Raw genomic sequence first — 11,878 nt, forward strand, 5'->3', positions numbered from 1 at the left:
GTGCAACATTCGAGTGCGTTTAACATGATCGATATCAAGAGCCTTGCCGTCGCGGCCTTCGTGGCCTCGCTTCTAGGTGCATGCTCGACCCTGCCGAGTTCCGGTCCGACCGCCGCTTCGATGCGGGACGATGACACGTCGACCGATGCCGTCCCATTCGCTTACGTCAATTTGAACCAGAACACCGTCGACACCCTCGGACGCTATGAGCCCAAGGGTCTGGCCGGCGCCTTCACCGACCGGCGTCCGTCGGCCAACATCAAATTCGGCATCGGCGACGTCGTCACCGTCACGATCTTCGAAGCGGCCGCAGGCGGTCTCTTCATTCCCAACGAAGCCGGCGTGCGCCCCGGCAATTTCGTCGCTCTGCCCGAGCAGGCGATCGACAGCGACGGCAACATCAGCGTGCCCTTCGCGGGCTCGATTCCGGCTGCCGGAAAGACCAATGTCGAGGTGCAGCGCACCATCGTCGACCGGATCAAGAACCGCGCCATCGAGCCGCAGGTCATCGTCGCGCTCGGACAGCAGCGCACGGGCCTGGTCACGGTGCTCGGTGAAGTCAACAATCCGGTCCGCTTCCCGGCTCCCGCATCGGGCGCCGGCGACAAGATCACAGACGCGATCACGCGCGCTGGCGGCATCAAGGCCCAGGGCTACGAAACCTGGGTCGTGCTCGAGCGTGGTAAAAAGAGTGCGAAAGTTCCGTTCGAGAACCTGATCGTCAGCCCCGAAAACAACATCTTCCTGCAGCCAAACGACCGGATCTACGTCTACCGTGAAGCACAGAAGTTCCTCGCCTTTGGCGCGGCCGGCCAGCAGGGTGAATTCAACTTCGACGCCTGGCGCATCACGCTCGCCAATGCGGTCGGCAAGGCCGGCGGCCTGCTCGATTCCCAGGCCGATCCCGGTTCGGTGTTCCTCTATCGCCGTGAAAGCCGCGACGTCGCTCGCCGTCTCGGCATCGACGTGACCAAGTTCACCGGCGACCAGATCCCGGTGATCTACGCGACCGATCTGCGCGATCCGAGCGGCTTCTTCGTCGCCTCGAAGATGCAGATGCGCAATGGGGACGTGATCTTCGTCGCCAACGCCCAGTCGGTTCAGGTCACGAAGTTCCTCCAGATCCTCAACCTGGCTCTCTCGACCACGAACGGCGCGGTCTCGACAGGCAACAACGCCCTGATCCTGCGCTACAACGTCCGCAACCTGTCGAGCGCTTCGCCGATCGGTCTGTAAGCCGACTTGCCCGGCGGCCAACGGCCGCCGGGAGCCTGCGAGAAGGTCATGGACGACGCCGAAGGTCAGGCAAAGACTGCGACACAGACGGTGCATCCGGCCGCGAAGCCTTCCGGGGAAGTGCCGCGACCGCGCCGGGCTGGCTCATCGCCTGCCCGGCCATCCAGGCGCAAGCCGGCCAGTGGCGACCAGACGGGCCATCCGCCGCTTCCACTGCCGCGGAGTCCCGAGCCTTCGCTGTCCGCACCTGCGGTCGCTGCCGTTCGTGCCGAGATTGGCGAGCCTTCAGCCATTCCACCGATCGGCAGAGGTCAGCGTCCTCGCAAGGGTGGACCGACCGTCCGGCCGCCCAGGCGCAAGCCGGCAGGCGACAAGCAAGCCATCCCGGCGGCTCCCTCGTTGGCGATCCCGCAGTTCCTGACGTCAAGCCATATGGCTGTGCCGGGGCTCTCCATTCTTCCGGACATCGAGGAGCCCCAGACTCCCGCTCCGGATCGCGGCGCCGAAGCGCTGGTCGAGACCGGGTCCATCTGGCGGCAGCAGGCCTCTCACGCGATGCTGGTCGGCGCGCTGGTGCTGGCGCCTGCGCTGTTCGGCTCGCGTGACGGGGCGACGATCGCGTTCTGGTGCGCCTGGCTTTCGGCTGGAATCCTGATTGCCCCATCAGTGGGGCTGACGCTTCGGGTGGCGGGCTGGCTCTGCGGCGTCATGGTCGTGGTCTGCGCCTGGCTGTTCGTGCTGCACGAGCAGCTGGGCGCCAATCCGCTCCTGGCGACGGAGCATCCTCTCTGGCGGCAAACGGGGATCCTGCTGGACACGCCTTCGCAGGGGTATGTCGGAGTCCAGCGCAACCAGGCCTTCTATGCGGTCGGCGTGCCGATGGCGGCGCTGCTGGCCTTCGTGCTGGGCCTGCTGGCCTGCGGCCAGGAGCGCCAGCGGGAGCAGTTGGTCAGGGCACTCGGCTATAGCGCGGCGGCCTATGCGATCTTCGGGCTGGTCTCGATGATCGTCGATCCCGGCATGCTGCTCTGGCGCGAAAAGATCGCCTATATCGGCGCCGTCACCGGCACCTTCGTCAACAGCAACACGGCTGCGGATTATTTCACGGCCGGAGCTATCGCCTGGCTGGCGGTTCTCGTTCGGCGCCAGGCCCAGCAGCGGCGCGGGTCGTCGCGGAATACCAATGATGCGTGGCGTTGGCGCGTGCGCAGGGGTGATGCGAAAGTCATCGCGGCGGGGCTTTGCTGCGTGCTGGCCGTCATCCTGACACGGTCGCGGCTGGGCGTGGCGTTGGGCGGGCTTGCGCTGGTCGGCACCTATCTGGTGCTGGACCGCAGGCCGGGGGGCTTTCTGCGCCGGCTGGTGGCGATCGCGATCGTCGCCATCGGCCTGCTGCAACTTGTCGGCGCGTCGCTGTTTGCGCGGTTCGACTTTCTCGGCTTCTCCGATGGCGGGCGACTGGAGACCTATCGCAACACGTTGCGGATGATCCTCGATCATCCCTGGTTCGGGGTCGGGCTCGGCTCGTTCGGGGCAGCCTATCCCGCCTATCGCGGCGATGGCGGCCTGTGGTGGATCTGGGATGCCGCGCACAGCACGCCGCTGGAGCTTGCAGCGGAGATGGGGCTGCCGCTGGCGGGGCTGATGATGCTGTGCTGGCTCGTGCTGCTGATCGCGTTGGCGCGCCGATTCGTGGTGTCGCAGGAGACGCTGACGGCGATCGCTTTCCCCGTCGTGCTCGTCGGCGCGGCGCATTCCCTCGTGGATTTCAGCCTGCAGACCGCCGGGTATGCCATTCCAGCGCTGGCGCTTGCTGGCGCGGCGCTGCGCGCCGAGCCAGGCCGCGCGAAGGCTGTTCAGCCAGCCAGCGCCGAACCGGGGCCGGACGTCATCTGAAGTTGGCTGCGACCAGCTTGGCGTAGCGGACGGCGAAGTTCAGCGGCCAGATCGGTCCGCCATGCCGGCGACAGAAATACAGCCATTCGCGCCAGGGCACGCCTTTGGGGTGCAGCAGGATGAAACGCCAGTTCGCGAGAGTGAGCTTCGAGAGCTTCAGCTTCTGGGCTTCGTTGTATTCCTGGAAGCCGACCGGCTTGTCCATCTGGATGATGGTGTATCCGGCCTCGGTGGCGCGCAGACCGTAATCGATGTCGCCGAACGTGTGGCGGTAGTGTTCGCTGAGCAGGCCGAGATCGTCCTGAACGCGCGCCGGCAGCAGGACGAGGTTGCCATTCATCGTCTTGGCGATGGTCTCGTCCTTCCGCAGGCGGCGGAAATGCAGGCGCGACAGGCCCTCCTTGACGTTGAAGCCGCCATAGGTGTCGGTGCCGGTGCTCGGGCTCACGGTCTTCCCGACGATGATGATTTTCTCGCCGTAACGCGCCTTCGCCTGCGCATGGCAGGCGAGCATGTCGGCCAGCGCCGTCTCGTTCATGGCGAGGTCGTCGTTCAGCCAGAGGAAGAAATCGGGCTGCGTCGTCGCCGATGCCGCCTTCCAGGCCGTCAGCATGCCCTGGTTCCAGTAGAGGTTGCCGTCGCCGACGATGATATGGGCGTCGGGAAATTCGGCGCGGACAGCGTCGCCGGTGCCGTCGGTGCTGCCGTCATCGGTCAGGAAGATGTTGGTCTTGACGCCCTCCGGCGTCGCGGCCTTGAGCGCCCGGAGCGCAGACAGCGTCAGCTCGCGGCGGTTGTGCGCGGTGACCACGACGGAGAGCGTCACGGTTTGCGCCACAGCATCGCTATGCCGCGGGTCACGTTCGGTGCTGTCTGCAATCGTCATTTGGGGCCTTGCTGGCTTGTCGCGACCGGCGCGAAGGTGAGGTCGCGCAAGGCGGTGGCCCTGTCGGCGACGACGAGATTGAGGGCTGCGACGGCGGGGCTGGCGGCGGAAAGGGCCTTCAGCAGGTCCGCGGTGCCGGCATCCGGGCTGAGGCCGGTCGGCATCGCGACCTCGATCGTGTCGGTCGCGGACAGGAACGGCCGCGAACTGGCGAACTCGTATTCGATCATGGTCCGGCCGAGCAAGACGTTGCGCTTCACGACATTGTCGACGGGAGAGCCGAGCTGGTTCTCGGGCAGCGTTGCCAGAGTCGGGTAGCGGCTGGCCCAGAGCGGCTGGCGGAAGGGCATGGCGTTCAGCTTGGTATTGAGATCGCCCGTCAGCGTCATCGTCCTGTGCTTGTGCAGGCCGCGATCGTCGAACAGCACGGCGGAGCGCTGCGAGGCGAGGAACGCGTTGCCCTCGACCAGATTCTCGCGCCCGCCGCCGAGTTGGACCGGGACATTGACGCGATGGAAGACGTTGCCCGTGATCGTTGCGCCGCTGAACTGGTCGTCGAGATAGATGCCGATCAGGGCTCGGTGGCCACCACGCTGGCCGCCGCCGATGTCGTGCAGGTAGTTGCCGGTGAAGACGTTGCCGCGCGCGGTGAAGTCGCGGCCCATATAGATCGCCCCGGCGTCGTTGGTCTCCTTCACGACGTCGGAAATCTCGTTATCGGCGACCTTGTGCTCGTTGCCATTGACCAGGATCGCCGAATGGGGGCCGTCGCGGAACAGCGAACCGGTCACGCTGTTGCCGACGCCCTGGATCTCGACGGCAGGCCTGTAGGTCGGAGAATCCTGGCTGAACCGGACGAAGATCGAGTCCGTCACGGCATGGCGCGCAGGCGTCAGCGCCTTGCGGTCGCCGCCGGCGAGCAGCAGGCCGGTTTCCGCGGTATCGGCGATGACGCTGCGCTTGACGACGACGTTGCGGCCGCCGGTGGCAGTGATGCCACGATTGCCGCTGTTGCGAACCAGGCAGTTCTCGATGACGATGTTCGATGCGTTCTCGATCCTGACGGGCGTGCCGAGCGTGCGCTCGAACCCGATATTGCGCAGGACCACGTTCTGCACGGTGGCCAGCACGAGGAGTTCACGCGCCACGGCGACGTCGAATTTGGCGGCGGCTCCAGGCAGCGGAACGATGAAGGCGCGCCGGCCTGCCGGATCGAGGACGTAGCGCCCGGGCGCGTCGAGCTCGCTCATCGCATTGAAGACACGCGCACGGATCACGCGCCTTGTCGGAAGCGGGGCGACGAGCCGGCTGACCAGGAGTTCGCCGGTTTCGGCATCGGCAGATAGCATCGACTGCGCTTCATAGGCCCAGTCCGCGACCCAGTAGCCGGCGATCTGGAGGTCCTTCTGCGCGCGGAAACGCTCGAACATCGGGCGCGGCAGCTTGACGCGGACGCCCAGCGAATTGGGATCGGCCCTCGCCTCGACGCCGTCGGCATAGCCGCTGCGAGGCCAGACCGAGGGGCGGAAGCGGGTGTCGCCCTGGAAAATCTCGAATTGCGAGGTCGGCGTGCCGTTATAGGCGCCGCGCGCCACCAGTCCGAGCGGCTGCGTGCCGCGCGCACCCGACAGGTCCACGACCTGCACCGGCTGCGGCGGCGCTACCAGGCCGGCGAGATCGGCTGCGCTGGCGGGGCGAGCCTCGGCTTCGACCGAGCCATAGATCCGGGTGGAGCCGTCGGCTGCGCCCTCGATCACGAAAGGTGCGTTTGGACGCCCGGAATCGCGCGGCTCGATAATGATCGGCATCTGCAGCCGGTAGATGCCGCCCGACAGCCGCAGGGTCACGGTTTCATTGGGGGTGGTCTGGCGGATCGACCTGACTTCGTTCATGCCCGCCTGGATCAGTTCCGAGGCGGACGGTCCGCCCGGCGCCGGTGCCTTGACCTCGACGACGCGCGCGAGCGCAGCGCCGGGGGCAACCGCCCAGAGCATCAGCAGCAGAGTTGTGACGCGAGCTGCCGCGACCTGTGATCCGAACATGTCTTCTCCTGCTTTACGCGTTTTTCGCGTCAAGCGTGCCTGAGGCCGCCGATGCGTTTCATGCGCCGCACCAGCGGTCCCTCGACCAGCAGATGGATGGCGACCCCGACGACGAGCGCCCCCAGGATCACGCAGACCATCGCCAGCCCCCAACTCACCTGCGGCGCGAAGCGTCGCAGCAGAGACAGCAGTACAAGCATGACCGGAATATGGGTGAGGTAGATCGCATAGGACGCATCACCCACCAGTCTGCCCGCGCTGACGACCGCCCCGCGAGCATCGGGATGTCGGGATGGCACCAGGATGCCCAGTGCAAGCATGATCGATGCCAGAATACCGGCAATGATCGCCGTCCGGATCGTCATGATGTGGAGGTCCAGCGCGTAGCCGGTCGCCATCAGGCCCAGGGAGAGCAGGGCGAGAACCGCCAAGCCCCGGAAACCGCGCAGGAACGGCGCGGCTGCACGCGACCATGAGGCGGCATGGCGCGCCGCCAGGAGCCCGACGGCGACGCCGAAGCCGAACTGGAGGTTGACGGGATTGGCGATGAATTCGAGCAGGTCATGCGCCTTCTCCAGCGTGCCGATCGGGCGGATCGCATTGAGGAGGAGAGGGGACACAGCCCAGAGGGCGAAAACGAGGCGCAAGCCCGGCCGCATGAGGAAGGTCAGGGCGAAGACCGCGTAGAACAGCGCTTCATGCCGCAATGTCCAGATCACGTCCGGCTTCAGCTCGCCCACGGGCCAGAGCAGCATCGCTCGGAGATAGGACATCATCGGGAAATCGGCGCCGCGTCCGGCCAGGCGAAGCAGCGCATAGGCGACGATGCACAGCCACATGAACGGGACGATGCGCATGAAGCGGCGGGCGGCGAAGTCGCGCACCGTCATGATGGCCCTGCCGGTCGCCGGATCGAGCGTGGTGTAGGTGATGATGAAGCCGCTGATGACGAAGAACAGATCGACGCCGAGATAGCCGTAATCGAACAGCGCCGGGCCATGCCGGCCGAGGATGGCGGGGTCGGCGATATTGGCGCTGGCGTGGAAGGCAACCACGAGCAGGGCGGCGAAGCCGCGCAGATACTGCACGCCCGGCAGCGTCGCGCTGTCGGCCGCCTTGACGGCGGCGCCGTGGCGGCTCCCGGCATCCATGCTGGTATCGAGGGCCGCCATGCCCTGCCTAGTGCCCGGCCGCTGGGGCCGTAAACTGCTTCCGCTTGCGCAGCGGCTTGGCCGGGTTGCCGACATAGATCGTCCAGGCTTCCATATCCTTGAAGGCGACGGCGCGGGCGCCGAGAACGGCGCCCGCTCCCGCCGTGACGCCGGGACCGACGAAAGCCTCGGCGGCAATCCAGGCATAGGGCTCGATCCGGATCGGCTTGGCGATCAGCTGGAAATTCGGATCGTCGACATCATGCGTGCCGGCGCAGAGATGGGCGCCCTGCGAGATGACGGCGAAATCGCCGATGGTGATCGGACCCTGGCAGTAGCAGTTCACGCCGGGGCCCATGACCGCGTGTTCGCCCATGACGAGGTTAGACGGCAGCCACACATTCACCGAGCGGTAGACCCGCGCCGTCGCGGCGATCCGTGCCCCGAAGAGCTGCAGGAGGAGGCGGCGCCAGGCATGCAGCGGCGGCGGCGTCCAGGACGCCAGCAGCAGCCAGGCCAGATACCAGACCGCGCGGATCGCCCGGTTGGCGCGGCTGAAGCTGGGCGCGCCGACGACCGAGGATGCAACCGTGGCGTCCAGTGGCTCTGCCGTCATTATGGGAACCTCATGCGAAAGCGCTCATGCCAAAGGAATTCATCTCAGCGGGCCGATGCACAAAATCTGCCGTTGCCCAAAATTTCACGCGCCTGATCTCAGGCGGCGGGCTCGCGCAACGCCTTTGCGATCGCGGCAGTGATCGTCTTCGAGGTGTTCTTCACATCGAAGTTGTTCTCGAAGCAAGCGCGTGCCGCCTTGGCCATATCATCGCGCGCGGCCGGTGACAGGGCGATGAAGCGGCGGATCAGCGACACCGTCCCGTCCACATCGTCGCTTGCTACGAGGCCTGCGCCATCACGCTCGACCTCGCGCCAGATGTTGATCTTGTTGGAGATCAGCACCGGACGGCCGCAGGCCAGCGCCTCGGCGACCGCGATGCCGAAATTCTCCTGGTGGGACGGCAGGATGAAGGCCTCGCAGGCGCGGTAGGCGCCCCATTTTGCCGCACCCTCGACCATGCCGAGCCAGTGGACCCGCTTGTCGATGCCGAGTTGCTCCGCCATCGTCTCGAGGGAGTGGCGCAAGCCCACCTGATCAGGACCGGCGATGACGATGTCCGTATCGGGAAGCCCGTCCGCGATCTGAGCGAAGGCTTGCAGCAACAGGTCGCAGCCCTTCTTTTCGTGGATGCGGCCGAGGAACAGCAGGAAGCGCCGGCCGCGCAGCATCGGCGCGATCGCATCGAAAGCCTGCGCTTGGGCCGGATCGGCCGGCGGCACATCCTCGGTGCCGTAGCTGATGACCTGCTCGCGGACCTTGTAGGGAAAGAAGGTCTGGCGGGCGAGCAGGCGCTCGTCCTCCGTCGTGAAGAACACGGCGCGCGCATTGCGCAGCAGGGCGGCCTCGCTCCACCACCAGAGCAACTGCTTGACCAGATGCTTGAACGGATAGGCCTTGCGGAACCAGGGGTCGAGCATGCCGTGCGGGAAGACGAAATAGGGCACCTTGCTGACCTCGAGGGCCTTTCGCGCCGCGAAGCTGGCATAGTTCCAGAGGCCGTTGACGATCACCGCATCGTATTTCGGGGTGTTCTCGGTGAGCCATGGCACCATGTGGCGGGTATAGCCGTAGCGCTCCCGAAACGGCCCGCCCAGATGGCGGCTGTAGGAGGTCTCGCCGAGCGCGATCACCTCGATCGGACAGCTCTTCACCCAGGGATCGTCGGGAAGGTCGAGGCTCGCGATAGTGCAGGAGAAGCCCATGCTCTCATTGCTGAGCGAGGCGCGCAGGACGCCCTCCATCAAGCCTCCCGACACCGCCGAGGCGGTCGGCAGGATATGCAGGATTCGCATCCCGGGTTGAATCGTCATGGGGCTAGAAGGCGTGGGGACAGGAGGCGTGGAGTCAGAAGCATAGAGACGCCTCAGTTGCGGAACGCGTCGATTATGGCCGGAGGAGCGAATTTCTCGTGAATCATTCTGATTTCTGGTTCCTGCGAGAAATCTGGTCATCATCCGGCGCCTGCCGCCTGCCGTATCTGTCCGAGGTCGATCGGACGGGAGTTTCTGCGCTCATACTTGTGATGGAGCGCTCCAACGTTCCATGCGAGAGCGGTTCCAGGCGCATTGGTTGACTTGTTCTTCGACGGCATTCAGAGGATAGGTATCGTCAGGACGTCAGCCATCCTCAGCATGTTCATTATCTCATTGAAAGCAGGGCAATGGCGAGCGTTATTCTTGAACGAGGTTATCGACTGAAGCGATGAGTGTGCGGCACATCGTCGTCTTTAGGCTGGGCAGTCTCGGCGACGCGGTTGTGTCGTTGCCATGCTGGCACCAGATCCGCGAGCGGTTTCCCGATGCGCGGCGGACGCTCCTGACCAATATGTCGATTTCGGCCAAGGCCGCCGGCGTTCCTGCCGTGCTGGGCGGGGGCGGCTTCATCGACGATTTCGTCGAGTATCCCATCGGCGTCCGCTCCGTGGGCTCGCTTTGGACCCTCGCTTCGCAGTTGCGCGCCCTGCGCGCCGATATGCTGGTCTACATGGCCGAGCCGCGTGGCCTGCCTTCCGTTTATCGCGACTGGGCCTTCTTTCGATTCTGCGGCTTCAAGACCATCCTGGGCCTGCCGTGGCGTGACGACGACCGCAATAGCCGCGTCGATCCGGCAACCGGGCTCGAAGAGCTGGAATGCCTGCGGCTGGGGCGTCAGATGGCTGCGCTGGGGCCGATCGACCCCTCGCTGCCTGGGGCTTTCGACCTGCGCCTGAGCGCCGACGAGATGAGCGTCGGTGCGCAGGCCACCGCCGTCTTCGGCAAGACGCCTTTCGTCGCCATCAACATGGGCGGCAAGGACAAGGAAAAGGACTGGGGCCAGGCGAACTGGGAACGGCTGATCGCCGACTTCGGCGCCGCGGTCCCGGGCACCGGCCTGCTGGCGGTAGGGGCGCCCAGCGACTCCGCACGCGCGCTGTCGCTGCGCCCATACTGGCCCGGGCCGATGGTGGATGCCTGCGGCGTGCTGTCGGTGCGCGAATGCGCGGCGGCGCTTGGGCGCGCCCGGATCTTCATCGGCCATGATTCCGGGCCGATGCATCTTGCCGCGTCGCGGAACGTGCCCTGCGTCGGGCTCTTCGGCGATTTCAACCGGCCGGCCAAATGGCACCCCTATGGCGGCGCTCATCGGATTCTCCACCGGATGGACGGGCTTGCGCAAATCTCGGCCACTGAGGCGCTCGAGGCGGCGACATCCCTCTGGCATCGCGCCGCGACGGCGGCATGACTGCGGCCGCCCCTCGCGAGAGGAACTGGCGTCGTGTCGCGGGCACGATGAGCGCCCAGGTTTCCAACCAGGTCGTCACGGTCGCGACGCAGGTCCTGCTCGTGCCGGTGCTGCTGCATGCATGGGGGGTGGACCGCTATGGCGCCTGGCTGCTGCTGGCGGCGATCCCGACCTATCTCACCCTGACCGATTTCGGCTTCACCGCGATCGCCAAGAACGAGATGACGATGAGTGTGGCGCGTGGCGACCGCGACGCGGCCCTGCGGACCTATCAGAGCGTCTTCGTCCTGTTGTGCGGCATCGGCATCCCGACGATGGCCGTGGTCGCGGTCGTCGCCGATTGGGTCCACCTGACAGCCCTGTGGCCGCTGGCTGGCACGAGCGAGACCGATGCGGGCAGGGTGCTCGTCATTCTCAGTCTCGGCGTCGTGCTGTTCCAGTTCATGCTGCTTGGCACAGCCGGGATGCGCGCGCTCGGGCGTCCGGCCGAGGAGGTGCTGTGGGGCGCGACGGCGCGGCTGACCGAGGCCGCCTTCGCCGGGGCCGCGGCGTTGATGGGCGGCGATTTCGTCGCCGCGGCGCTGGCGATGCTGGCGGCCCGCCTGCTCCTCACCGTGGCGCTGTTTGCCCGCCTGTTTGGTCTGGCGTCCTGGATGATGCCGTGGGGCCGGCATCTTTCGGTGGCCGAGATGTTGCGTCTGCTCGGACCCTCGCTCAGCTACATGTGCTATATCGGCGGCGTGGCGGTGATGGGGCAGGGGCCGGTGCTGGCGCTGGGGGCGATCGGCTCGCCCCGGGACATTGTCGTCTTCTCGGCGACGCGCACGCTGACGCGGCTGGGCGTCGCGGCGGCCAACGTCCTGACATTCTCGCTGTCGCCGGAATATTCGCGGCTGTTCGGCTCCGGCGAGCATCGCCGCTTCGCGCGCTTCGCCCTGGCCGGAATCGGCCTGATCGCCGCGATGGCGCTGGTCTATGTCGGGGCGCTCGAATGGCTCGGTGGCACCATCCTCGCCTACTGGACCTCGGGCGAGATCGTGGCGATCCAGCCTTTCTTCCGCCTGCTGCTGGGGGCGGTGGCCTGCGAAATGATCTGGAGCGCGGGTTTTGCGCCGCTGGCATCGACGAACCGCCATGTCGCGGCATCGCATGCCTTCCTCGCGATCAGCCTGGCCGCGGTCGGGGCCTGCTTCCTGCTGCCGCCGGCATCCGCCCTGACCGGCATCGGCATCGTGCTGTTCATGGTCAATTTTACGATGATTCTCGTTATCGCTTGGCTTGCCCGGCGACATTGGCGCATCAGATAAGCGCCGGCTACGGCGTTTCC

Annotated in this window: 9 protein-coding genes; 4 read left to right on the top strand and 5 right to left on the bottom strand. The window is 66.2% G+C overall.

The window, feature by feature from the left end:
* Positions 1–24 precede the first annotated feature (24 nt).
* Together AC1DYU_RS06490 and AC1DYU_RS06495 are read left to right on the top strand one after the other, a co-directional pair.
* Positions 25–1,236, top strand: coding sequence for a polysaccharide biosynthesis/export family protein (locus AC1DYU_RS06490; RefSeq protein WP_476790917.1), 1,212 nt, complete (start codon positions 25–27; stop codon positions 1,234–1,236).
* 399 nt (positions 1,237–1,635) lie between these two features.
* Positions 1,636–3,132 carry an O-antigen ligase family protein gene (locus AC1DYU_RS06495; RefSeq protein WP_476790918.1) on the top strand — a complete coding sequence of 499 codons (1,497 nt, stop codon included), beginning with the start codon at positions 1,636–1,638 and terminating at the stop codon, positions 3,130–3,132.
* Here the strand turns inward: AC1DYU_RS06495 and AC1DYU_RS06500 are convergent.
* The 5 genes from AC1DYU_RS06500 to AC1DYU_RS06520 all read right to left on the bottom strand — a co-directional run bounded on the left by AC1DYU_RS06500 (position 3,125) and on the right by AC1DYU_RS06520 (position 9,140).
* Positions 3,125–3,958: a glycosyltransferase family 2 protein gene (locus AC1DYU_RS06500; protein ID WP_476790919.1), complete on the bottom strand. Its 834-nt coding sequence runs from the start codon at positions 3,956–3,958 to the stop codon at positions 3,125–3,127. The genes AC1DYU_RS06495 and AC1DYU_RS06500 overlap by 8 nt on opposite strands.
* 56 nt (positions 3,959–4,014) lie before the next feature.
* Complete coding sequence (locus AC1DYU_RS06505) at positions 4,015–6,060, bottom strand: right-handed parallel beta-helix repeat-containing protein (protein ID WP_476790920.1); 2,046 nt, start codon at positions 6,058–6,060, stop codon at positions 4,015–4,017.
* A gap of 29 nt (positions 6,061–6,089) precedes the next feature.
* Positions 6,090–7,232, bottom strand: a complete 1,143-nt coding sequence (locus AC1DYU_RS06510) for an acyltransferase family protein (RefSeq protein WP_476790921.1) — start codon at positions 7,230–7,232, stop codon at positions 6,090–6,092.
* A 7-nt stretch (positions 7,233–7,239) separates the two neighbouring features.
* A complete protein-coding gene (locus AC1DYU_RS06515; RefSeq protein WP_476790922.1) occupies positions 7,240–7,827 on the bottom strand; it encodes an LbetaH domain-containing protein in 588 nt (195 codons plus the stop codon).
* Between the two features lie 98 nt (positions 7,828–7,925).
* Positions 7,926–9,140, bottom strand: coding sequence for a glycosyltransferase (locus AC1DYU_RS06520; RefSeq protein ID WP_476790923.1), 1,215 nt, complete (start codon positions 9,138–9,140; stop codon positions 7,926–7,928).
* Between the two features lie 391 nt (positions 9,141–9,531).
* Between AC1DYU_RS06520 and AC1DYU_RS06525 the strand changes: the two genes are divergently transcribed.
* Both AC1DYU_RS06525 and AC1DYU_RS06530 read left to right on the top strand, forming a co-directional pair.
* On the top strand, positions 9,532–10,551 hold the full coding sequence (locus tag AC1DYU_RS06525; RefSeq protein ID WP_476790924.1) for a glycosyltransferase family 9 protein: 1,020 nt from the start codon (positions 9,532–9,534) through the stop codon (positions 10,549–10,551).
* Between the two features lie 47 nt (positions 10,552–10,598).
* Positions 10,599–11,858: a lipopolysaccharide biosynthesis protein gene (locus AC1DYU_RS06530; protein ID WP_476790925.1), complete on the top strand. Its 1,260-nt coding sequence runs from the start codon at positions 10,599–10,601 to the stop codon at positions 11,856–11,858.
* Positions 11,859–11,878 lie beyond the last annotated feature (20 nt).

This window comes from Allobosea sp. P2_B12 (genome assembly GCF_056404835.1).

Coding starts and splice junctions, on each gene's coding strand:
- AC1DYU_RS06520 (WP_476790923.1), bottom strand. CDS start 9,140: ATGACGATTCAACCCGGGATGCGAATCCTGCATATCCTGCCGACCGCC.
- AC1DYU_RS06515 (WP_476790922.1), bottom strand. CDS start 7,827: ATGACGGCAGAGCCACTGGACGCCACGGTTGCATCCTCGGTCGTCGGC.
- AC1DYU_RS06490 (WP_476790917.1), top strand. CDS start 25: ATGATCGATATCAAGAGCCTTGCCGTCGCGGCCTTCGTGGCCTCGCTT.
- AC1DYU_RS06510 (WP_476790921.1), bottom strand. CDS start 7,232: ATGGCGGCCCTCGATACCAGCATGGATGCCGGGAGCCGCCACGGCGCC.
- AC1DYU_RS06525 (WP_476790924.1), top strand. CDS start 9,532: ATGAGTGTGCGGCACATCGTCGTCTTTAGGCTGGGCAGTCTCGGCGAC.
- AC1DYU_RS06505 (WP_476790920.1), bottom strand. CDS start 6,060: ATGTTCGGATCACAGGTCGCGGCAGCTCGCGTCACAACTCTGCTGCTG.
- AC1DYU_RS06530 (WP_476790925.1), top strand. CDS start 10,599: ATGAGCGCCCAGGTTTCCAACCAGGTCGTCACGGTCGCGACGCAGGTC.